Origin of the sequence: Commensalibacter communis, from assembly GCF_947179105.1 — a bacterium.
Lineage (GTDB): Bacteria > Pseudomonadota > Alphaproteobacteria > Acetobacterales > Acetobacteraceae > Commensalibacter > Commensalibacter communis.
In genome coordinates this window covers 54,567-77,105 of sequence record NZ_CAMXCK010000007.1, presented here as the reverse complement: position 1 = coordinate 77,105, position 22,539 = coordinate 54,567, and the positions used below count along the sequence as shown (strand labels likewise).

The window sequence follows — 22,539 nt, the reverse complement described above, 5'->3', positions numbered from 1 at the left end:
TCTGATATGACATGATGCAAAAAGTTCGATAGATGGACTATATCAGATTTTTATAAAAAGGATGCGTAAATCACAATGATTCATGGTGGACAGTTACAAGAAGCTAAACAACAATTTCCTGAATCTGTGTTGCCTTGGATTGATTTGTCCACGGGGATTAATCCTTATGCTTATTCATTTTCATCAATTTCGACTGAACGTTGGACAGAATTACCGAGTGTTCACGATGAATTACAATTAAGAAAAATTGCAGCACACTGTTACGGGGCAAAGGATGAAAACTATGTGATTGCAGCCCCTGGCACGCAAATTCTGATCTCTTTATTGCCTTATATCTTTAAGGCAAAGCAGGTTTGTATATTATGTCCGACTTATATGGAACATGTTAACTCTTGGCAGCAGGCGGGGATTCCAGTGCATCAAGTGGCTTCGTTAGAAGAATTGATGAAGTTTGCGTCACAAGATCAAGTGGTAGGCGTTATCTGTAATCCCAATAATCCTGATGGGCGATTATTTTCAAAACCTCAGCTTCAAGATATTGCGAATTACTGGGCGCAGTTTAAGAACCATTTGATTATTGATGAAGCCTTCATGGATTTTGAAGGGAAGGGTGCAGGCAGTTTGCTACCTCATCCTGCATTGACGATATTACGTTCATTTGGAAAAACATATGGATTGGCTGGGGTGCGTTTAGGATTTTTATTATCTAACCCTGATCGTATAGAAAGAGTGAGACAAATGTTAGGGCCTTGGGCTGTCAGTGGGGTAGCCTTACAGATCGGATTACAAGCTTTGCAAGATCAATCTTGGTTTTTGGAGTCTCAGCATCAATTATCACTGCAAGTAAAACAGCTAGACCAACTTTTTCAAACGCATCAATGTCAAGTTGTTGGAGGCACGCATTTATTTAGATTGATTGAATACCCAAAGGCACAAGCATTATGGGAATATCTTGCCACTCAAGGCATTTGGGTACGAAAGTTTGAATATAATGAGCATTGGTTGCGCTTCGGTTTACCTCATAATCAACAATGGGATAGAGTTCAAAAAACGATTAAACATTATTTTGCAGCAGGCTGATCTTGCAGGTAAAGTTGCTGAACATCATGGGTCAAAGCTGCTCTGCTATCAGGATTTGTATATAACATATGACCGCCTTTATAGAGCTTTAAATTGATACGGTTTTGGTTAACAGGCATCTGATTGATAATCCATTGAGAAGAGGCAAAAGGACAAACTAAATCAAAATAACCATGGGCAATAAAGAGCTTCATTGATGGATTTAACGCCATTAGTTTGCGCAGAATAGGCATCCCACGGACGATAGAAAATCCATTATCTGTATAACTCCATTTACTATTCAAAGGCATGTTTAATAAATTATACGTTAAAGGGGTTTGAAACCTAAGCTCTTGCGCTGCATAGGTTGCAAACATGCCCCCATAAGCCTTGCCAAACCCTGATAAAACAGGCTCTGGACTGTCTTCATTATTCGTCCCATCCGGATAAGGATCATTAATGGTCAGTGTATAATCATAAAGGCTGTGTAATTTCCCATCGCGGCTGCGAATGTCATGTGCAGATGGATCTAATACAGCTTTATGTTGCGCTATGATTTCGGTAGGCAATCCTGTTTTTTGGCTGAGTTCTTGATAAAAATTTTGTTGATTTTGGGTGGGAATGGGATTGATGATTTTTGCAAGATAGTCGTTCATCGCATAATGATAGGCTTCTTTGATTTTATCGCTTGTAAGTTGCTGAGTCTTTTCAAGATGGCTGGCAATGTAAGAGGGCAAGATAAAAGCGTTTGCCATAGGGTTATCCGATTGATCTAAAAATCCCATTTCTATGGCAGGGGAAATCATAATGATGCCTCTGACAAAAATATTTTGATTTTTTTGCAAATCATTGGCGACCAAAATAGATCGTAACCCACCATAACTTTCCCCGACTAGCCAAACAGGTGGGTCTTTTCGATCAGATTTGGATAAATAGAGTTGAATCGCTTTGGCAAAAGTCTTTGAATCTTGTTTTGAAATATAAAAATCTTTAGGGGCTTTGTCTGGATCCGCAGAAAGACTATATCCTGTATCCACGGCATCAATAAAAACCATATCGGTGAAAGGTAACCAGCTATCTTTGTTGGCTTCTCTGATGGCATGGGCGCCATCTGTGGGGTTATTTTGCGGAAAATTAATCACTTCTGGCCCTGCGGCCCCCAAATTTAAAAAAGAACTGCCTGCTCCAGGCCCACCATTAAAAAAGAACGAAATTGGGCGATTAGAGTCCTTGATATTATTCATTGTGTAGGCGACAAAGAATAGTTTTGCGGTGATTTCTGCTTTGTCATTACGGATGAATAAAGTGCCTGCATGCGCTGTATAAGGAATGGTTTGATCTGCAAGGGTTAATTTATGATGCGTGATTGTGTCTTGGGGTAAGAGGGCAAAGCGATTTTGGGCAGTTTGCGTATCGGTATTTTCTACATAAGGTGTATTTTTCAAAGAAGATTTTGAAATGGTTTGTGCAAATGAATTGAGGTTCAAAGATAATATCAAGGCACTGGTAAGACATGACGTGAAGAAAAGTTTTTTCATTGGATTAAGCTTACCTATGACAAGAACATTAAAGATTAGTAAAAATGATAATTGGAAATAATATCCTATCAGAATAAATCTAAAAAAATAGACCAATCAAAAACTATTATTATGATAATAGTTCGTTACGGTTCACTATATTTTTAGAGGATTTGTTACAATAGTGCCTTATTGTCGCCTAAATTATAGACTTTTCTATGCACAAGTTCATTAGAGAATAAGGTATTTAAATTATGACAAAGACATCAAAAAAAGTTTTATTAACAGCAAGTCTATTCAGTGCGTTTATTGCAGTGGGTGCTGTATCTCAAGCAAATGCCCAAGGTGTGTTACAGAATTTGCAACAAAGAGAAGATAATTTGCATAATAAAATTACGGAACATAATAAAAATGTTCAAGATCGTATGCAAAAGCAACAAGATCAAATAGATCGTTATAAAAATGCAGGTAAAGATCAAAGAGAACGTTTAGAAAATCAAAAAAAAGAATTCAAAGATAAACTCGAAGCTCAAAAAAAACAAAGACAAGAAGAACTAGATCGCTATAAAGATCCATTAAAAGATCAAAAAAAGCAATTTGAAGATAAGAAAAATCAATTCAAAAAAGATATGCAAGATAGAAAAGAACAATCTGTGCAAAGACAAAAAGAACAACGCCAGCAATGGAAAGATCTGAAAAATAACACAAAACGTGATGTAAAAGATCTATCAAGTCCTTTTGGTCGCTAGTTTAGCCAAAATAAAAATTTAAAAGCTTCATTTTTCTATTGAATAAATGAAGTTTTTAAATAAAGCTGATCTGGTATTCATTTCGAATTTTTGTTCTCATTCTATTTTATAAGGTAATTGTTTATGACAAAGTTATCAAAACATGCGATCCTTTTGGCTGGTGTTTTCAGTGCGTTCGTAACCATTAGCACTGTTTCTTCTCAGGCTCAAAGTCAAGCGCCATCTGCTACTCTTTCTGCAACACCACAGAAAATGCCTGCATTATCAGCAGAACAACAACAAGAAGTTGTGGCCGCTCAGGCAAAAGCACAAGCTGAGATGGATCGTTTTAATAAAATGACACCAGCAGAACAAAAAGCATACATGGAAAAAGCTCAAAAACAAGCGGATGAACAGTTTGATCGTATTTCAAAGAATTTAACACCAGAACAAAAAACAGCGCTTGAAGCAGCAAGAGTTAAGGCAAAAGCTGAAATGGAACGTTTTAATAAAATGACTCCAGAACAGAAAAAAGTCTATATGGAAAAAGCTAAACAGCAAATGGGTGTGCAGATCCAAAATATGACCCCAGCACAACAAAAATAAGTTAGTTAATTATTGAAATACAACTTATTATTAAGGCCTATATTAAATAGGCCTTTTTATATAAAGACTTGTGTCGTCTATATGAATAGATTGATGGAACAAATGGGTTCAATAGACGAGTTTTTATAGTAGCGATTGTTACTTTTAGTATGGATAGCTGATAGTATAATTAGCCTAGAGCAAGAAATAAACTCTTGAAACTACTAGAAATCAAAATAAAGCTTATACAAAGCGGTCTATGGTACAGCAGAGAAAAATTTATATAGATACTTTGAAAAGACAATATGTTCCGAAACAATATGATTATTTGTTTTTCAAGCATTTACAGGCGTTGATATTGATAATATCTATAAAAAAACCATCTATAATTCTTTATAGATGGTTTTTTTGATAGGCTCTGAAATCTAACCGATTTTAAAGGCTAAATTTTTATTTTCTTCTTTTACGAGAGGAGCTTGCGCTACCTCTTGCAGCGGATGGTGCAGCAGCAGATGGTCTTCTTTTACCAGAACGTTCACCTTCTGATCTTCTGCGATCGCCACCACCACTTCTTTCTCTTCTTTCGCCTGTTTCAGCGCCTCTTTCACCTCTTTCTTTATCACGGCCTCTGCCGCCGCCATATCCTCCGCGTCCATTTCCTCCGCCGCCATCTCTTCTGCGGTCACCACCGCCACGGCCTTTATATCCGCCTTCTCTTCTTCCTTCAGAGGGAGCAGCAGGGGTGGATGGAGAGATTTGGACTTCATCATCTTTGATTCTTGAAATAGATTTGTTAAAGTCAGCGACTTTATCAGCAGCAATTTCAAATTTAGTTGCTCTGTCAGAAATACGAATAGAACCAATATCTTTTTTCTGGATATTCGCAATTTTACAAAGCATTGGAATTAACCATTTTGGATCGGCATTATCACTGCGTCCTACGGGCATTTCATACCAGCTGCCTGATTCAAAAGAGTGTGAATCAGATCGACCATCGCGATCACGGCCTCTGTCATCCCTTGATCTTTCTCTGTCAGAACCAACGGAGCGTCTATTTTCAAGAGAAATAGGGGTGATTTCTTCTGGGTTAGGTATTGTAGTACGATATAAAGAAATAACAGTATTCGCTAAATCATTAATAGAAAATTTAGAAGTAAGTTGATCAATTAAGATTTGATCTTCACCAAGAACCTCTTTGCTGTTTAATAAAGAAGGATGATTTAACAAACGTTCATTATCTTTTTCATGAATAGCAGTGATGCTTGGTGCTGTTTCCCAAGTAGCAGCCACTTTGGCCTTGCGTAATAATTGTTCAGCACGATTGCGTTGGCTGTTTGGAACGATTAATGCACAAACCCCTTTACGTCCAGCACGCCCTGTACGTCCGGAGCGGTGAAGTAATGTTGCGTGATTGGTTGGAAGGCTTGCGTGGATAACTAAGTCCAATGTTGGTAAATCTAAACCACGTGCTGCAACGTCGGTTGCTACACAGACACGAACTTGTCCTGTGCGTAGGCTTTTAATGGCTTGGGTGCGTTCTTCTTGTCCTAAATCACCAGACAATGCAGCGCAAGAAAATCCGCGTTCGATCAATGCAGATTGCATATGGCGGACTAATTCACGAGTTGCACAGAATACCATTGCTGTTGGACTATCGATGTAACGCAATAGATTGACAACAGCATTATCGACTTCTTTAGGATGAGTAACAACGGCATGATATTCAATATCGATATGTTGAGCTGTTGAAACGGTATTAATACGAATTGCGTTATTTTGATAGCGTTTTGCTAATGATTCAATTGCTTTATCAATGGTTGCAGAGAACAACAACGTTCTGTGTTCATTTGCACAAGCAGATAATAATTCTTCAAGCTCGTCACGGAAACCAAGATCAAGCATTTCATCTGCTTCATCCAGAACCATGACTTTTAAGTCAGACAAATCTAAATGGCGGCGGCGAACATGGTCGCATAGACGACCAGGCGTTCCAACAACGATATGGCAGCCACGTTCTAATGCAAAAGATTCTTTGCGAACATTCATTCCACCAATACAGGTAATAATTTTTGCATTTGTATCTGCATAGAGCCAGGTAAGCTCTTGATGAACTTGCAGCGCAAGTTCACGAGTAGGGGCAATAATAAGCGCCTGTGGTGCACTGGGTGCACTAAAATGTGTTTTGTTTCCCAAAAGAGTTGGGGCCATAGCAATACCATAAGCTACGGTTTTTCCTGATCCTGTTTGTGCAGAAACCAACAGATCTTGATGAGGATCTTGTTGTTCTAAAACAGCTTGCTGAACTGGGGTTAGCGTTTTGTAACCTTTATTTTCAAGAGCTTGAGCAAGTGAGGAATTGATTTGTGTAAACGGCATCTAAAAATCCGATAAAGTTTATTTATTCTTAAAATTTAAGAAAAGAGAGACATAAGTGGATAAGTCACTATTGTAAAAGTGATGATCCAAGGAGAGGTGATCGTCAAATGCAAAGGCAGGATGATTGTGGGAGCAGTCAAATACATTAAAACCTGAAATGTCATATGAAATATTTTGGTTTTTTATCTATAATCGATTTTACCAAAATGTGATAGATTAAATTAATCTGCAAAGATTACTGCATAATATATTTTTTTTAAAGAAATATCAAGGAGTAACCCTCATGAAACGTTCAGAAATTAATCAAGCGATCAAAGCAATGGAACGAATGATTGAAAAGGTTGGCTTTTCTTTACCTCCATTTTGTCATTTTACCCCCAAAGATTGGGCGGATAAAAATCAAGAATATGATGAGATTCGTGATAATTTATTGGGTTGGGATGTTACCGACTATGGCAAAGGGGATTTTAACAAGATTGGCTTTTCGTTAATTACATTGCGTAATGGTAATTTAAAAAATAAAAAATATACGAAAACTTACGCAGAGAAATTACTTTATTTAGAGGAAAGTCAATATTCCCCTATGCATTTCCATTGGAATAAAATGGAAGATATTATTCATCGCGGAGGCGGGAACGTGCTGATTCGTGTGTACAATTCTACCAAAGATGGAGCGTTAGACAAAGTCAATCCAGTCAAAGTTCACTGTGACGGTCGGGAAAGAGAAGTTCCAGCAGGTTCTCAGGTTAAATTAACACCAGGGGAAAGCATTACCGTCTATCCTTATATGTATCATGATTTCGAGATTGAAAAAGGAACAGGCCCAGTTTTATTGGGCGAAGTTTCTATGTGTAATGATGATGAACATGATAATCGTTTTTATGATGAGATGGGACGTTTTCCTAAAATTGAAGAGGATGAAGCACCTTATCGTTTACTATGCACAGAATATCCAAATGCTAATTAATGATTGAAGCAAAGAAAAGCCTGTAATGAATAAGGCTTTTCTTATTGAAGATGAGTTGGATGTGTTGAATATGATCTTTGTTATCGCAGTGATTCTTTTCGGGCTACTTGCTATTCCTTTTGCTAAAAAACAAGCAGCGAAAAAAGGAAACGAATTTAGGTTAATAAAACATCTTGTAAAGATAGCAGTGCTTGCTGTTGCAGTGCTGATCGGTGGATTGATTAATGAGCTTTATCTGAATCCTTCAGAAAAACCAGTTGCTCCAAAACCTATTCATTTACCAGCCAATATACAAAATAATCTTCATCAATAAGCTATATGTCTATCGATCTTATAGTAAAGAGAGTTAGCTGTAGGATGATAGGAATGTTATTATTGCAGACCAGCAGCTAAATATTCTATTAGATAATCCTTAAACGAATTGTTCAATTTATTTATAGGTTTTCGGCCAGGATCAAAAAAGCAAATAGGGACTTCTTGTGTTTCTTGATTTAATTAAGAATAATCAATACAAAGTACTAAATCCCCCTCGTCAAATTCCAAAGCGATAAAGTGATGAGGCAGGTCAATATCGTCTCTTAAATATTTTATAAAACAAACAACATCACCAGAAGTATCCACTTGGTTTGGAAACACTCCAGATAAACCAGCTCCACCACCCATACCAAGCCATCCAAAATGTTGTAAAAATATTTTGTACGAGTTTGGAAAAGAAATCCCCAAAATCGTTTCAGCTTGCTGAATCGTAGTAAGATCAACGGGCTGCCCAGTTTCTACTTCATCATCATGTTCTTTATTTTTTGTATCAATGTTTTTATCTGATTAATCATGATGCCTCTATATCAATATCCTATGATAAGTTCATGTAAAATAGTATTTATGAAAATACCATTGTTTCATACTCTTTTTGTTGTCAGTATCTGAAGCATTCATGGAGAATATGACCTTATGGTCAGAATTTTCATTTTGTTATGATATAATCTTCGCCATTCCATTGCAAAATAAATGACGGGCCACAAAAGATATCTTTCATCCCATTATGTATTGAGTTCATAATTCCTATGGTTGTACACATATAGCTGACAGGAATCGTTGCATTGGGCCCTTTAAGAATAACATGAAAGGTCAATGTGGGGTATGAATTCAGAGCCTGATTTTGAACAATACAGTGATTATCGTCAGCGCATGCCACGGGTGGTGCTGATGCATTATAAGAATACTCAATCACATCGTTTATCGTGTCATTATCAATGTCTGCATAGGCTTTGCCATCTGATGTTATTGTCTCAGGTTGTGCTTTTTTGAACGACGCGGCATCAACGACAATCGTCATATTTGTCGGTTTTGCAAACGCAAAAGCCATCGGTGCTAACAATAAAAGGAATAAAATCATTTTCTTCATAGAGTAATCTATTCATCCAAATTGATATCCCGTGATGGGTTTATGGAAAATAGTATCTTTGAAAATACATTGCCCTATGTCCTCATTCCCAGCTCCAGCAGCGACCATTAAAGGGAGTAAATGTTCTTCTCGAGGATGACAAGACAGCGCCTTTGGTGCTTGCAGCCAGTTTGCAAGATTTTGATTTCGTTGTGGAATATCAGGCGTTGAGATCGTATCCGTCAGCCATTGGTGAAATTGCTTTGCTTGTTCTGTTTCTTGTCGAGAAAAGAGATACGGTAAATTATGGTAACTCATTCCGCTGCCAAGAATAAGGATGTTTTCATCACGTAAAGGTGCTAGAATCTTACCCATTTCAATATGAGTTTGTGCGTCAAGAGAATGATGCAAAGAGACTTGAACGATCGGAATATTGGCTTCGGGAAACATCACTTTCAAAGGGATAAATAACCCATGATCCCACCCGCGTTTATACTCAAACTCTGTTTCGATATTCTGATTTTGAAAGAGAGCTTGAATTTTCCCTGCCAGTTGCGGATTGCCAGAAGCAGGATAGGTCAGCTCATAGGTATGTGTAGGAAAATCATAATAATCATAATAGAGAGAGGGGGTTTCAGCAGCATGGATTTTAATTGGTGTATTTTCCCAATGTCCTGAAATAACCACGATACTGTCAGGCGTTTGCGGCAATAGCTGAGGCAGTTTATTAAGGAAATTCCCCATATTTGTCCATACATCATGCGGATCGTCCATAAAAAAACAAGGCCCTCCACCATGAGGGATATAGAAAGTGGGTTGGCGTTTCATGAGGTTTTTCCTTGATTTTTACGTTGTGCTTGTTTCTCTATGATAAGATTCATTCTTTTGCGATAAGTATACAAATCTTCTAATAAGAAAATAGTAAAATCAAAAAGATCCTCCAAATCATTCGTATTTATTAATCCTTCATGAAGTGCAGTATTGCCGTCTAGTCGAATTTGTTCAGCAAATACGTGTAATCTTTCAGAGAAAATTCTGGTATTAAATAGAGTGTTTATTCGATTATATAAACTTTTCTTTTTATCTGCTTCTTCCGTCAATAAATCTCTTGTAACTGTATCTAAGCAAAGTCGTAGCATTGCAGCGCTTGCACAGAAACAGTCATACGCATGACATTTTGCAGCTTCATTAAATTTGGCTTTAATGCTATCAGGGACATGTTCTGGACATTGATATAATATATTTTCTGGTAGGCGAATGATTTTTTCGATTGTGTAGAAATCTTCTAAACTTGTATGGTCGTGTGCAATAATTTGATCTGGAGTTAATGAGGCAGTATGAGGGGTGTCGTGTATTAAAAATATAGTAGGCTCATAGCAATGTTTGCATATTGCAAAAATATAAATATTGTTAGGGTCAGAAAAGCTTTGATGGGCTCCTCTGACATTTAAAGTTACTTTACTACTTTGGCAGTGTGGGCATGTAGAAACTAAAAACATGATTAAATCTCCCTAATAAAAATATTGATTTAAGCCTTCCTCGCCACCACACTATAAATCGGATCTTTCCAAACTGTCTGATCCTCTGGGGGGTGGACTTCACCTTGATCGCAGTCTGTAAATCCTGCGCGGGTCAACAATACTTTAATCAGCCCTTGACGATCTTGATTCTCTAATGCTTGCCACAAAGCCGTGGCACGCAATGGTAAAAATCGTGAGGTAAAGGAAATAATAATCCGCCCACCAGGTTTTAATACCCGTAAGCACTCTTCCAGTGTGGTAAACGGATGACGCAGATATTCAAAAACACAGCATAAACAAATATAGTCTACACTATTATCTTTCAGGGGAAGCTCTGGTTTATCGTTGATGTCTTGTGTGATTTTGCGAGTTAACGCACTATTTTCTTTTAGAGCCTGAGGGTTTAAATCAATGCCGATCAAGTTTTCACAAAGAACCTCACTGGGCATATGACTGTCGGAACCACACATAAGATCAAGAATAGTATCGCTTTCTTGTATCAGAGTGTGATATAAGGCTTCGATTGCCTTATAACCACCTTGATCCAACATAGGAGGAACAGAGTGCTTTGTAAAATATTGAAGGTCACTTTCGTTACTTGCGATGTCGAAAGATCGGGGATGAAAATCTTTTAAGTGGTTCATGATGTAAAAAGTTAGCGCTTTTTATAATTTGTTGGTAAATTGAATTTATAGTCTATAACTGTATTTAGAAGAATAATGAACATTCCTTTTTATAAAATGCACGGTATTGGCAATGATTTTGTCATTATCGATAATTCTGTTAATAATATCGAATTGAATGAACGTCGAATCAAAACTTTATGCGATCGTCGTTATGGGATTGGTTGTGATCAATTAATCGTTCTTTCTAAACCAAAGGACAGTAACGCTGATATCTATGTGCGTTTTTTTAACGAAGGCGGCGATGAAGCTGGCGCATGTGGTAATGGATCACGTTGCGTTGCTGGTTGGCTGCATCATAAATATCAACGTAAAGAATTTACCTTGCAAACCAATGCAGGATTACTGCCAGTAGAGGTGATCGATAACCATACGATGAAAGTCAATATGGGACAACCCAGAACGAAATGGCAAGATATTCCATTGTCTCGTGACGTGGATACATTGAATCTGCCTTTGTCAGGCGATCCAGCAGCCGTGTCTATGGGGAATCCTCATGCGACATTCTTTGTAGAAGATTTATCGACAGTTGATCCTGTTTTTTCTGGCAAAATGTTGGAAAAAGATCCTTTATTTGCAGAAGGTGCCAATATTGGGTTTGTGCAAATGCTGGATCGCCAAAGCATGCGTGTACGTGTTTGGGAACGTGGGGCAGGATTGACCTTGGCTTGTGGTTCTGGTGCGTGCGCGTCTGTGGTAAATGCGGTTCGTCGTGGATTTGCAGATCGTTATTGTGAAGTCAAAATGGACGGTGGCAATTTAATTATTGAGTGGGACGAAGAAACCAACAATGTGTTAATGACTGGCGCAGTTCATTTCTCCTTCACAGGTCAATTTGATTTGGATAATTATCCTTTATGAGCGATAAGACACCGCAAAAACCTCAAATTCTGACCTTTGGCTGTCGTTTGAACCGTTACGAGAGTGAAGTAATGGGGCAATACGCAGACGGGCTGGGGGATGTTGTTGTTGTGAATACTTGTGCGGTGACTGCCGAGGCAGAACGACAAGCACGACAAGCTATTCGACGTTTGAATCGTAAAGATGATCAAAAGCGAATTGTCGTCACGGGATGTGCCGCACAATTAAATCCTCAAAAATGGTCAGAACTTCCTGGCGTGGTTCAAGTTTTGGGGAATGAGGATAAATTACAGGCAGAAAATTGGACGAACGAAGCAATTGCTTCTGGAAATCAAGTTTCTGATATTATGTCTGTTAAGCAAACGGCTGCTCAAGTTGTAACAGAATTTACAGGTCGCACCAGAGCGTTCGTGCAAATCCAACAAGGATGTGATCATCGTTGTACATTCTGTGTGATCCCTTTTGGTCGTGGGCCGTCTCGCTCTGTAACGATTGAGGGCGTAATCGATCAAGCCAGAGCATTGGTGGAACGGGATTACAAAGAAGTAGTGTTAACAGGGGTTGATATTGCCTCTTGGAAAAGTGACAAAGACGATCGGCTGGCTTTGGGGGATTTATGTAAGGCTGTTTTAAAAGCCGTGCCAGAGTTACAACGCTTACGTCTATCGTCAATAGACCCGATTGGTTTTGACGAGACATTATGGAAACTCTTGGCAACTGAACCTCGTTTAATGCCTCATTTGCATCTTTCTGTGCAAGCAGGCTCTGATATGATTTTAAAACGTATGAAGCGTCGTCATTTGACAGCGGATGTGGATCAATTGGTTCAAAAATTACGCTCTATTCGTCCAGATATTGGGTTAAGTGTCGATATTATTGCAGGTTTCCCAACCGAAGATGATGTGTATTTTCAAGAAACCTATGACTTCTTGAAAGAACAAGCTTTCCCTTATTTGCATGTGTTCCCCTACAGCGAGCGCAAAGACACACCCGCAGCACAAATGCCTGCGGTCGCAGTGGCAGTACGTAAAGAAAGAGCTGCAAAATTAAGAGAATTAGGGGGTCACTCATCAAAACAATTTCATGAATCTTTGATTGGTCGAGACGTTCATATTTTAATGGAAACCCCAGATCATGGGCATTCCGAACAATTTGCATTTGCGACTTTGCAAGGGGAACTCGCAACCCCCGGTGAAATAATTTCTGCCCGTGTAATTGCGGGTAATTCTGATGGTATAGTGGTGGAAAGAAGATAAATGGCACTCGGGTTTTTTTCACGGTTAAAAGAAGGCTTATCTCGTTCAACACAAAAGTTAGGTACGAACCTGACTTCTGTGTTTACAAAGCGTCGATTGGACGAAGAATCCTTAGCCCAATTAGAAGAAGTTCTGATCGCCGCTGACTTCGGTCCAGAAGTTGCGGAAAATGTGATTGAGACATTTCGTAAAACCCGTTTTGGATCAGAGGTTACGGATAAAGAAATCAAAGACGCGTTGGCCAAAGAAATTGCCAGGGTTCTACAGCCTGTCACCGTTCCTTTTAAGCCTAATCCAGAGTTAAAACCTCATGTCGTTTTAATGGTTGGGGTGAATGGTACTGGGAAAACAACAACAATCGGCAAAATGGCTAAATATTTTGGCGATCAAGGGTTAAAAACCATGATGGTGGCAGGGGATACGTTCCGTGCGGCTGCGGTTGAGCAATTACAGATTTGGGGTGATCGTGTCGGTGCCCCTGTGATTTCTGGCAAGCCTGGTGCGGATGCTGCGGGATTGGCGTTTGAAGCACTAAAACGCGCCAAGAATGAAGCTGCGGATATTTTGTTTATCGATACCGCTGGTCGCCTACACAACAAAAGTGCGTTGATGGAAGAGTTGGCAAAGATCATTCGTGTTATAAAGAAGTTTGATGAGACTGCTCCTCATTCTGTTTTGCTGGTGTTGGATGCTACTACAGGACAAAATGCGATTGAACAAGTTCGTATTTTCAAAGAAATGGTCGATGTGTCTGGGCTTGTTATTACGAAATTAGACGGCACGGCACGTGGTGGGATTGTGATTGCGTTGGCTCAACAATTTCAGTTGCCTATCCATGCTGTGGGCGTTGGTGAAAAAGCTGAAGATTTGCGTGATTTCTCGGCTGAAGAATTTGCAGCAGGATTAGTTGGCAATACGAATGTAGAAGTTTCGACGACTGAAGTTGTTGAAGAAAAAGAAGAATAATATAGAAAGTCAATGCTGATATTAAAAAAGCCGATCCAATAATCGGCTTTTTTTATGATGATAAATGATGCCGCTTTAGGCCAAAGCAGAATTATTCATCTAATAGATCTGCTGAGGGGTCTTCACTATCATCGGTCATCAATGCATCATTGACAATTCCAGACTTTTCACGGATGCGCTGTTCAATACTTTGCGCCATCTCTGGGTTATCACGCAGGAATTGTTTGACATTCTCGCGCCCTTGTCCAATTCGTTGACCGTCACAAGAGAACCAAGATCCAGCTTTCTCAACGATTCCAGCTTTCACCCCAAGGTCAATCAGCTCGCCTGTTTTACTGATGCCTTCGCCATACATAATATCGAATTCAACTTGACGGAAAGGAGGAGCCATTTTGTTCTTAACCACTTTAACGCGGGTTTGGTTGCCAGAGATTTCTTCTTTATCTTTGACCTGACCAATACGACGAATATCCATACGCACAGAGGCATAGAATTTAAGGGCATTACCCCCTGTTGTTGTTTCAGGAGATCCAAACATAACACCGATTTTTTGACGAATTTGGTTCAAGAACACTAAACAAGTATTAGAACGAGAAACAGATCCTGTCAGTTTTCTAAGCGCTTGGCTCATTAAACGGGCATGTAGTCCAACGTGACTGTCGCCCATATCGCCTTCTAATTCTGCACGAGGAACCAAGGCCGCAACACTATCAACGACCAGAACGTCAACAGCACCAGAGCGCACCAATGTATCGACGATTTCAAGGGCTTGTTCACCAGCATCAGGTTGAGAGATTAATAAATTATCAATATCGACACCTAATTTGCGAGCGTAAACAGGGTCTAGAGCATGTTCCGCATCGATAAACGCGCATGTTCCACCCAATTTTTGAGCTTCGGCAATGATGTGTAAGGCCATGGTTGTTTTACCAGAGCTTTCTGGGCCATAAATTTCGACAACTCGCCCTCTGGGAACCCCACCAACTCCTAACCCGATATCTAATCCAATAGACCCTGTTGAAATGGTTTCCACTTGAATAGATGGTTTCTCACCCATTTTCATAATGGAACCTTTACCAAAAGCACGTTCAATTTGTGCCAAAGCGCCATCTAATGCTTTATTTTTATCCATTTAATTCAATGCTCTTTTGTTATTAACGTTGACGATTATATCTTACTCAAAGAAAAGAGATTTTAAGACCGTGAGCGTTGGATATTTCACGATATATTTTGAATAGAGTATAGTCTTAATTCACTATTTAAGAAATAGAGAAGATTTCTTTTTGATATTTTGCAAAAATAAAAAACAAAGGGATTTATATGCCCCATTAATAATAAACCAAAGTGTAATAATAATAGTCGTTTAATATCTGATTATATATAGGTATCAATATGCTGGATGCAATAATTTAACGATGCAGAATTTGCTAAAGTTTTAAAAATATAACCCTTCAATAAGTTTAGAAAATCAGGTCAGACTAGAATACTTAAACATTATAACTATAAAAAATGCCACTTTCATTTTTGCAGAAAGTGACATTTATAAAGAGCATAAAATTATAAACTATTTATCGTTTACTTAACGCCAATCCTGCACCGTGAGGATCCGTATAAGCACGGCATTTGTTGGTATTTCCAGGTAATCCATCTTGACAATACACGGCATTCACGCGTCCTTGTGGTGTATTTGGATGTGCGATCGCAGAGTTTTCTGTATTTTTGCCTGAACTGAGTAAGTTATTTAAGGCTTCTGCTCCAGCGGCAGCGGCATCATTTTGCCCAGATGCACTGATTGCAGCAAGGAAGCGATTTTTATAAGTGGCAATGCCAGCAGTTAATAATGGTTGAGGGGCAGCATTCGGAGAAGCAGCTATGACAATGCCTGTTGTTCCTGCAATACGACCTGTTCCAAACAAGTTATTCATAGTTAAGGCACAAGAAACTGCTTCGCCATTTCTGTCCACCACGGTAAAGGAGGTAGATGCAGGAAGTGATGGCAACGTTCCGTCCCCGGCCTGACCTTCATTCAGTAACGCTTGTGCTTTTTCTTCTTGTGCTAAGATATCTTTCTTACTGAAAGAGACTGGATTATTGGCACGCCAAGAGGCAACCGTTCCTTGAGAAGTGGTCAAAGCGTTGCTTTGCACTTTCCATGCCATGCCCATACCCAGACCACCGTCAGCAGGTGGGGCGACTAGATAAAGCGTTTCTTTGTTGGGAAGCGCAAGGGATAAAGCAGGAGCTGTGGCAGGTAACGCATTTCGGAAATCAGCGCCACTCAAGCCACCACCAGCATTTTGTGCCCCGAGAATATAACTATGTGCCAAAGAACCAATATATAAATCAGAAATTCCAGCAGTAGTTAAGCGATCATAAATAATTTTTAAACGAGGTTGATATAGCATGTCACCCGCTTGTAAAGTTGCACCGTCTCTGCGAGTAAACAATTTTTGCATGGCTGGGTCTTGGAATAAAGGCCCTTGAACAGAAGCTAAATCACTTGCAAAAATATCGGACACAGTAACGCCATTGGCAGCTAAATTACTGGTTACTTGTAAAATATCGTTAATATCAGCTTTACCATTGCTGGCTTGCAGTAAATATAATCCACGTGCCATCATTGGGATTGCAGCGGGTCGGTCGGCATTTCCTTTGATCGCCCCTGGTTGAGGAAGGAAAAGGAAAGATTGAGCAGGTTGTTCTGGACGATATGCAACACATGCACCACCACCGCCTAAAGACGCACGGGAAGGAAGGGTTACAGTCAGTGCAAACCCTAGTGCAGCGGCTGCATCAGCAGCATTTCCACCTCTGATCAAAACATCTCGAGCAACCATTGCTGCTTGGGGTTCATCCGCAGCGATGCTGCCGACATATCCAGTGACTCGATCTTGCATGGCTTTGTTTTTTAAAGGCTTATGCCCCGTGCCACCACCACAGGCAGTGACAGACAAAGCCATGATTGAGCATAAGGCAATCGTTCCTGTTTTTTTAAACCAATTATTGCTGGTTTGAAAAGAATGAACAGGCTGTTTTAAAAAGGTGCAAGCTTTAAAAAAAGAATGACTATACAAGGTATGATGACGCTTAGACACGCGGTTGCTCTCCGATGAATAACCAGATAAAAATCAGGTTTAAAATTTACCGTAAATAGTAAATAGAATACCAATTCTATTGATAAGTTTTTTTTTATAACATAACAATGATAATCCTGTATAATGTTATATAACTTAAAATAAATTTACTGACCCATTCTAGGAGATTTTTAATGATATTGTCGCCGTTAAAGCGCTATTTTTACTTGCCACTATCCCTCACTTTATTATCGGGTGTAGCTTTTACGTCGCTTTCTGCTCATGCGCAAAATGCGAATAGCTTTAGTCCAGAGCAACGCAAAGAAATCGTTTCTATTGTTCGTGATGCGTTAAAAAAAGATCCTACTATATTAGAAGATGCCGTCGTTTCTGCTCAGAAAGCCAGAATACAACAAAAAGCAGAATCTGCAACGAAAACACTTGCTGATAAGAAGAATGTTCTGAACAATGTGTTACCAACCGACGGAATTATCGGCAATCCAAATGCTAAAAATACGATCGTAGAATTTTTTGATCCACGTTGCCCTTACTGTAAAAAAGTGCTTCCTGAGCTGATTCAATTGGCAAAAGATGACAAAAATGTAAAAATTATCTTTAAAGTGGTTCCTATTCTTGGAAAAGATAGTGAACTTCAATCAAGAGCCATTGCTGCTGCTGCGCGTCAAAATGGGTATGTTTTGATGATGAAAGCAATCATGGATTCAAAAGAAGAAATTACTGAAGACACTATTAAAACGATTGCTAAACAACAAAAGCTTGATGGTGATCGCTTAGTCCAAGACATGAAAGCAGCCTCTGTAACGCAAGCATTAGAAGACAATGTTAAATTATTGCGTGACTTGGGCATTGACGGAACGCCAGCATTGGTGATTAATGCGTCTAAGATTATTCCTGGTGCAGTCAGCTATGATACGCTGAAAACGATTTTGAAAGATAAATCTGCTGCACCTGCGGAAAGTAATTAATTACTTGATAGGGTTGAGTTAAAAAAAGCGACTAACTCGAAAGAGTATAGTCGCTTTCTTATTTTATAACAGTGCTTTTAATGCGTTGACCATATCATCCATCATGGTATCAGTATGAAATGGATTAGGCGTTAACCGTAACCTTTCTGTTCCTTTTGGAACGGTCGGATAGTTAATCGGAGTTGCATACAAAGCATATTCGCCCAACAAGCGTCTGCTGATTTCTTTACAGCGTTCAGCATCCCCAATCATGACGGGCACAATATGGCTTTCTGTTTGTATAAAGGGAATACCAGCGGCTTTTAGCTTCTTTTGAAACGTATGAACGCGTTCAAATAATTTCTCGCGCCGCCAATGCTGTTGGCGAACCAGCTTGATGCTGGCCAGGGCTGGGGCAACAATCGATGGGGGCAGTGCAGTGGTAAAAATAAAGCCAGAAGCAGCCAACCTTAAATATTCAATGATTTCTTTTTTCGCAGTCACATATCCACCATGAACGCCAAATCCTTTGGCCAAGGTGCCTTCGATTATATCGACTTGATCTGCGACTTGATCTCGTTCAGAAATACCACCACCTTGGTTGCCGTATAATCCAACCGCATGAACTTCATCAAGGTAGGTCAGTGCATTATATTTGCGTGCTAATGCACAAATTGCACTAATATCAGCAATATCCCCATCCATTGAGTAAACGCTTTCAAATGCGATCAATTTAGGTGCAGATGTGGGTGCTGAGGCAAGTTTTTCTTCTAAATCAGTTAAATCATTATGTTTAAAAATAATACATTGCGAGTTTTTAGCGCCTTTGATTCCAGCAATCATAGAGGCATGGTTTTGCTGATCAGAAAACGTTATCCAGTCGCCAGACATGCTGGTCAAGATCGTTTGCAGGCTGGCATGGTTCGAAACGTAGCCAGACACGAATAATAAGCCAGCTTCTTTTCCATGCAAATCGGCTAATTCAGCTTCTAAAGCTACATGCAAAGGATGTGTCCCTGCAATATTACGGGTTCCGCCAGAACCCGCACCATATTCTTGGATCGCAGAGATGGCTGCATTCATGACTTCGGGTTCAACACCCATTCCTAGATAGTCATTGGACGACCATACTGTTACTGGTTTTTCAGATTGTTTGATGTTTCCTTGATCGTATACAGGATATTGTGAGGATCGTCTGCTTAACGAGGTAAATCGGCGATAACGTCCTTGCTCTTCGATTTCTTGTAATGCGGTCTGACAATATGCGTAAAAAGGATGCGCTGGTCTCGCATGCTCTGTCACTGAAGCTTACTCCTATAAAGATAATAAAGACTCTTTCCCAAGTGCATAACGATGTAAAGCGCTTTATTATTAAGATGTAAAGCGCTTTATTATTAAATAGTATGTTATTGGATCGTTACTTGAACCACATTTTTTTGAACGGAACCATCTGCTTTTGCAATCATATGGATTTGCTCTGGCCTTGCCCCTGCTTTGACGATGGCATTTGCAATATCTGCAGCATTTTGTTGAATTGTTTTTTGCATCTGTTCTTGTTGTGCGTCTGGGCTTTGAGAAATTGGGGTTAAAATCGTAACGATGAACATCGCATCTGATTTTCTTTGGAGAGCATCTTTGACCAAGCTGATTAAAGGTTTGGCCCATTGTTCAGAAGGCGTGCCTTGCACAATTTCAATCGGCGGTGCTGGTGGCGGTGGCGCAGGGGGTGCGGGTGGAACATATGGAATAGGTTTGCGTCCCGCACTTGGGTTAAAGGTTCTTTGGTCAATCAGTTGACAAGCACCTAGCATCAAAAGACAACTGGTGCTGAGAATGAATTGAGAATATCTGGTCATGTTTTATACTATTTACAAACGATCTTGACTGAAGAGTTCTTTTTTTTAAAAAAGGAGCTTAGATAAGTTATGCACTTAGAATTTTGCTTTTATCATATTCAAAAGAAGATTACCTGCAAAATAAACATGAAATTAAAAATAATTTATCAATACCAGCATAAATTACACACAGATTTACCATCATAAGAAATTATAAAATTTAATACAATCTTCTATTTGTAAAAAAAACGTGTAACTATGGCTCTGCTTTATAATTTTCGATTTCAATCAAAAAATTATTGACAAGTTTACAATAAGGCTCTCAGATTAATTTATTTCTAGAAAATCAAGAATTTTCAAATGATAAAAAAAGTCAATTTTTAACCTTTAGTTCATTAAAAAAATGTGACGGATTTTCAAAATTTGAGTATGATATTGAAAGCTTGATAAATTTACGGAACATGTTTTTAAGTTCTAAGTAACTTATATATCTTAAGGAGATTTTATAATCATGGCTATTAAAGTTGCAATTAACGGTTTTGGTCGTATTGGTCGTTTAGTACTACGTAGTATTATTGAAAAAGGCCGTACGGACGTAGAGGTTGTATTAATTAATGATCTCGGCAGTGCAGAAGCAAACGCACATCTATTAAAATATGATACCGTTCATGGTCGTCTTCCTGCAGATATTACGGTTGAAAATAACACAATGACCATCAAGCATGCAGGTAAAACTTTTGGTCCGATTAAAATCACTGCAGAAAGAGATCCAAGCAAACTTCCCCTACAAGGTGTGGACGTTGCGATGGAATGTACAGGTTTATTTACAAGCAAAGCTGCAGCGGGTGAGCTTTTAAAGGCAGGTGCGCGTAAAGTATTGATTTCTGCACCAGGTAAAGAAGTTGATGCAACAATTGTGTATGGTGTGAACCAACATGTGATTACAGGCGATATGACTGTGATTTCTAATGCTTCTTGTACGACCAACTGTCTTGCTCCGATTGCTAAAGTATTACAAGACACCGTTGGCATCGAATTTGGTAGCATGATCACCATTCACTCTTATACAGGTGATCAACGTACAGTGGATACATTGCACAAAGATTTACATCGTGCACGTGCTGCTGCTCAAAATATTATCCCAACAACAACAGGTGCAGCAAAAGCTGTAGCTTTGGTTATTCCTGAATTAAAAGGAAAACTAGACGGGATTGCCATTCGCGTTCCAACCCCTAATGTTTCCTATGTTGCATTAGAATTCGTTCCAAGCAAAATTCCTGGATCAATCGAAGAATTAAATGCATATTTCAAAAATGCTGCTGAAGGTGAATTAAAAGGTATTCTTGCGTATAATGACGAGCCATTGGTAAGCTCTGATTTCAACCATACATTCGTTTCTTCAACATTTGATGCAACTCAAACAGGGTTTATCGAAGGTGGTAAAATGATCCGTGTTGCTGGTTGGTATGATAATGAATGGGGATTCTCAACCCGTATGTCAGATACAGCAGTATTGTTAGGAAGCAAATAATCATGGTTGATCAAAAAGCATTTAAAACGCTTGATGATCTTGCCGATTGTAAAGGTAAAAAAGTCTTATTGCGCGGCGATTTGAACGTCCCCGTCCATGATGGCAAAATTTCTGATACGACAAGATTAGAGCGGCTCGCACCTACGATCCAAGAGCTTGTAAAAAGAGGTGCTAAGGTTATTGTATGTAGTCACTTTGCCCGTCCTAAAGGGAAAGTGGTTCCAGAAATGTCTTTGCGCCCGGTTGGTGAAGTATTGGCTTCTATTTTGAAGTTGCCGGTTGCTTTTGCTGATAATTGCATTGGCCCAGATGCTGAAAAAGCTGTGGATGCAATGAAAGATGGCGATATTCTTTTACTTGAAAATACTCGCTTTCATGCGGGTGAAGAAAAGAACGACCCAACTTTATCTCAAGATTTGGCCTCATTAGCAGATTATTATGTCGATGATGCGTTCTCTGCGGCTCATCGTGCACATGCTTCAACAGAGGGCGTTACAAGATATCTTCCTTCTTTTGCGGGTCGTTTGATGGAAAATGAACTCAATGCGCTTAGCCGTGCATTGGAAAATCCAAAACGCCCAGTCGGTGCGATTGTGGGTGGTTCTAAGATTTCTACGAAACTTGACCTTTTATCCAATATGATTGCTAAAGTTGACGTGTTGGTCATCGGTGGGGCAATGGCAAATACTTTCCTTGCGGCTCAGGGCGTTAAGGTTGGTAAATCATTGCAAGAAGCAGAAATGCACGATACAGCACGTGATATAATGGCAAAAGCGGAAGAAAAAGGATGTAAAATCCTTCTTCCTGTGGATGTTGTTGTTGCAGCTGAATTGAAAAATGACCCAGCGACTCATACCGTCGATGTGAACGCAGTGCCTGATGACCAAATGATTTTAGATGTTGGTCCTAAAACGGTTGAGTTATTGAATAAAGCACTTACTGAACTAAAAACATTGGTTTGGAATGGTCCGTTGGGTGCATTTGAATTTACACCATTTGACAAAGCAACCAACGCTGTGGCTCAAGAAGCTGCGAAATTAACCAAAGCTGGCAAGCTGGAAAGTGTTGCTGGTGGTGGGGATACAGTTTCTGCATTGAAACATGCAGGCGTGATCCATGATATGTCTTATGTTTCCACCGCTGGTGGAGCATTCTTAGAGTGGCTTGAGGGCAAGGCTCTTCCTGGTATTGTTGCTTTGACAACATTAGCAAGAGAAAGCTTTCCTTTATAGAAT

The 22,539-nt window shown here is 39.4% G+C and carries 22 protein-coding genes; 11 read left to right on the top strand and 11 right to left on the bottom strand.

Annotation, left to right across the window (positions count from 1 at the left end):
* Positions 1-75: 75 nt before the first annotated feature.
* Positions 76-1,080 (top strand): threonine-phosphate decarboxylase CobD, encoded by a 1,005-nt coding sequence (cobD, locus tag PQG52_RS10255; RefSeq protein ID WP_271829379.1) that lies wholly within the window; start codon positions 76-78, stop codon positions 1,078-1,080.
* Here cobD and PQG52_RS10250 read toward each other — a convergent pair.
* A complete protein-coding gene (locus tag PQG52_RS10250; RefSeq protein WP_271829378.1) occupies positions 1,062-2,597 on the bottom strand; it encodes a S10 family peptidase in 1,536 nt (511 codons plus the stop codon). The genes cobD and PQG52_RS10250 overlap by 19 nt on opposite strands.
* A 233-nt stretch (positions 2,598-2,830) precedes the next feature.
* Here PQG52_RS10250 and PQG52_RS10245 point away from each other — a divergent pair, with 233 nt between their 5' ends.
* Together PQG52_RS10245 and PQG52_RS10240 are read left to right on the top strand one after the other, a co-directional pair.
* Positions 2,831-3,325: a hypothetical protein gene (locus PQG52_RS10245; protein WP_271829377.1), complete on the top strand. Its 495-nt coding sequence runs from the start codon at positions 2,831-2,833 to the stop codon at positions 3,323-3,325.
* Between the two features lie 123 nt (positions 3,326-3,448).
* Positions 3,449-3,910 carry a hypothetical protein gene (locus tag PQG52_RS10240; RefSeq protein ID WP_271790307.1) on the top strand — a complete coding sequence of 154 codons (462 nt, stop codon included), beginning with the start codon at positions 3,449-3,451 and terminating at the stop codon, positions 3,908-3,910.
* Between the two features lie 429 nt (positions 3,911-4,339).
* Here PQG52_RS10240 and PQG52_RS10235 read toward each other — a convergent pair whose 3' ends face one another.
* The gene (locus PQG52_RS10235) at positions 4,340-6,265 is read right to left on the bottom strand and encodes a DEAD/DEAH box helicase (protein ID WP_271829375.1); all 1,926 of its coding nucleotides are present in this window, start codon (positions 6,263-6,265) and stop codon (positions 4,340-4,342) included.
* A gap of 283 nt (positions 6,266-6,548) precedes the next feature.
* Between PQG52_RS10235 and PQG52_RS10230 the strand changes: the two genes are divergently transcribed.
* Positions 6,549-7,232: a D-lyxose/D-mannose family sugar isomerase gene (locus tag PQG52_RS10230; RefSeq protein WP_271829374.1), complete on the top strand. Its 684-nt coding sequence runs from the start codon at positions 6,549-6,551 to the stop codon at positions 7,230-7,232.
* Positions 7,233-7,257: 25 nt separating this feature from the next.
* Positions 7,258-7,545, top strand: a complete 288-nt coding sequence (locus PQG52_RS10225; protein WP_271829373.1) for a hypothetical protein — start codon at positions 7,258-7,260, stop codon at positions 7,543-7,545.
* 182 nt (positions 7,546-7,727) lie between these two features.
* Here PQG52_RS10225 and PQG52_RS10220 read toward each other — a convergent pair whose 3' ends face one another.
* The 5 genes from PQG52_RS10220 to PQG52_RS10200 form a co-directional block, all read right to left on the bottom strand.
* Positions 7,728-8,042 carry an SMI1/KNR4 family protein gene (locus tag PQG52_RS10220; RefSeq protein WP_271829416.1) on the bottom strand — a complete coding sequence of 105 codons (315 nt, stop codon included), beginning with the start codon at positions 8,040-8,042 and terminating at the stop codon, positions 7,728-7,730.
* 151 nt (positions 8,043-8,193) lie between these two features.
* Positions 8,194-8,634: a hypothetical protein gene (locus PQG52_RS10215; protein ID WP_271829372.1), complete on the bottom strand. Its 441-nt coding sequence runs from the start codon at positions 8,632-8,634 to the stop codon at positions 8,194-8,196.
* A gap of 12 nt (positions 8,635-8,646) precedes the next feature.
* A complete protein-coding gene (locus tag PQG52_RS10210; protein ID WP_271829371.1) occupies positions 8,647-9,441 on the bottom strand; it encodes a DODA-type extradiol aromatic ring-opening family dioxygenase in 795 nt (264 codons plus the stop codon).
* Positions 9,438-10,112: a DUF4145 domain-containing protein gene (locus PQG52_RS10205; protein ID WP_271829369.1), complete on the bottom strand. Its 675-nt coding sequence runs from the start codon at positions 10,110-10,112 to the stop codon at positions 9,438-9,440. Before PQG52_RS10205 ends, PQG52_RS10210 begins: the two co-directional genes overlap by 4 nt.
* Positions 10,113-10,141: 29 nt before the next feature.
* Positions 10,142-10,777: a class I SAM-dependent methyltransferase gene (locus tag PQG52_RS10200; RefSeq protein ID WP_271829368.1), complete on the bottom strand. Its 636-nt coding sequence runs from the start codon at positions 10,775-10,777 to the stop codon at positions 10,142-10,144.
* A gap of 75 nt (positions 10,778-10,852) precedes the next feature.
* On the opposite strand from PQG52_RS10200, the gene dapF reads away from it, so the two are divergent.
* Genes dapF through ftsY form a run of 3 tightly spaced genes read left to right on the top strand, consistent with a single transcriptional unit; the run spans position 10,853 to position 13,899 of the window.
* Positions 10,853-11,677 (top strand): diaminopimelate epimerase, encoded by an 825-nt coding sequence (dapF, locus tag PQG52_RS10195; RefSeq protein WP_271829367.1) that lies wholly within the window; start codon positions 10,853-10,855, stop codon positions 11,675-11,677.
* On the top strand, positions 11,674-12,933 hold the full coding sequence (gene mtaB, locus PQG52_RS10190; RefSeq protein ID WP_271829366.1) for a tRNA (N(6)-L-threonylcarbamoyladenosine(37)-C(2))-methylthiotransferase MtaB: 1,260 nt from the start codon (positions 11,674-11,676) through the stop codon (positions 12,931-12,933). The genes dapF and mtaB overlap by 4 nt, the downstream gene beginning before the upstream one ends.
* Complete coding sequence (gene ftsY / locus PQG52_RS10185) at positions 12,934-13,899, top strand: signal recognition particle-docking protein FtsY (protein WP_271829364.1); 966 nt, start codon at positions 12,934-12,936, stop codon at positions 13,897-13,899.
* A 91-nt stretch (positions 13,900-13,990) separates the two neighbouring features.
* Here the strand turns inward: ftsY and recA are convergent, their stop codons facing one another.
* Together recA and PQG52_RS10175 are read right to left on the bottom strand one after the other, a co-directional pair.
* A complete protein-coding gene (gene recA, locus PQG52_RS10180; protein ID WP_271829362.1) occupies positions 13,991-15,031 on the bottom strand; it encodes a recombinase RecA in 1,041 nt (346 codons plus the stop codon).
* A gap of 436 nt (positions 15,032-15,467) precedes the next feature.
* Positions 15,468-16,994, bottom strand: coding sequence for a gamma-glutamyltransferase (locus PQG52_RS10175; RefSeq protein ID WP_271829360.1), 1,527 nt, complete (start codon positions 16,992-16,994; stop codon positions 15,468-15,470).
* A 173-nt stretch (positions 16,995-17,167) separates the two neighbouring features.
* Here PQG52_RS10175 and PQG52_RS10170 point away from each other — a divergent pair, with 173 nt between their 5' ends.
* Positions 17,168-17,959, top strand: a complete 792-nt coding sequence (locus tag PQG52_RS10170; protein WP_271790320.1) for a DsbA family protein — start codon at positions 17,168-17,170, stop codon at positions 17,957-17,959.
* 63 nt (positions 17,960-18,022) lie between these two features.
* On the opposite strand, the gene hemA is transcribed toward PQG52_RS10170, so the two are convergent.
* Both hemA and PQG52_RS10160 read right to left on the bottom strand, forming a co-directional pair.
* Positions 18,023-19,240: a 5-aminolevulinate synthase gene (gene hemA / locus PQG52_RS10165; RefSeq protein WP_271829359.1), complete on the bottom strand. Its 1,218-nt coding sequence runs from the start codon at positions 19,238-19,240 to the stop codon at positions 18,023-18,025.
* Between the two features lie 104 nt (positions 19,241-19,344).
* Complete coding sequence (locus PQG52_RS10160) at positions 19,345-19,794, bottom strand: hypothetical protein (protein ID WP_271829357.1); 450 nt, start codon at positions 19,792-19,794, stop codon at positions 19,345-19,347.
* 490 nt (positions 19,795-20,284) lie between these two features.
* On the opposite strand from PQG52_RS10160, the gene gap reads away from it, so the two are divergent.
* Positions 20,285-21,304 (top strand): type I glyceraldehyde-3-phosphate dehydrogenase, encoded by a 1,020-nt coding sequence (gap, locus tag PQG52_RS10155; protein ID WP_271829355.1) that lies wholly within the window; start codon positions 20,285-20,287, stop codon positions 21,302-21,304.
* Positions 21,305-21,306: 2 nt separating this feature from the next.
* Positions 21,307-22,536, top strand: a complete 1,230-nt coding sequence (locus tag PQG52_RS10150; protein WP_271829354.1) for a phosphoglycerate kinase — start codon at positions 21,307-21,309, stop codon at positions 22,534-22,536.
* Positions 22,537-22,539: the final 3 nt, after the last annotated feature.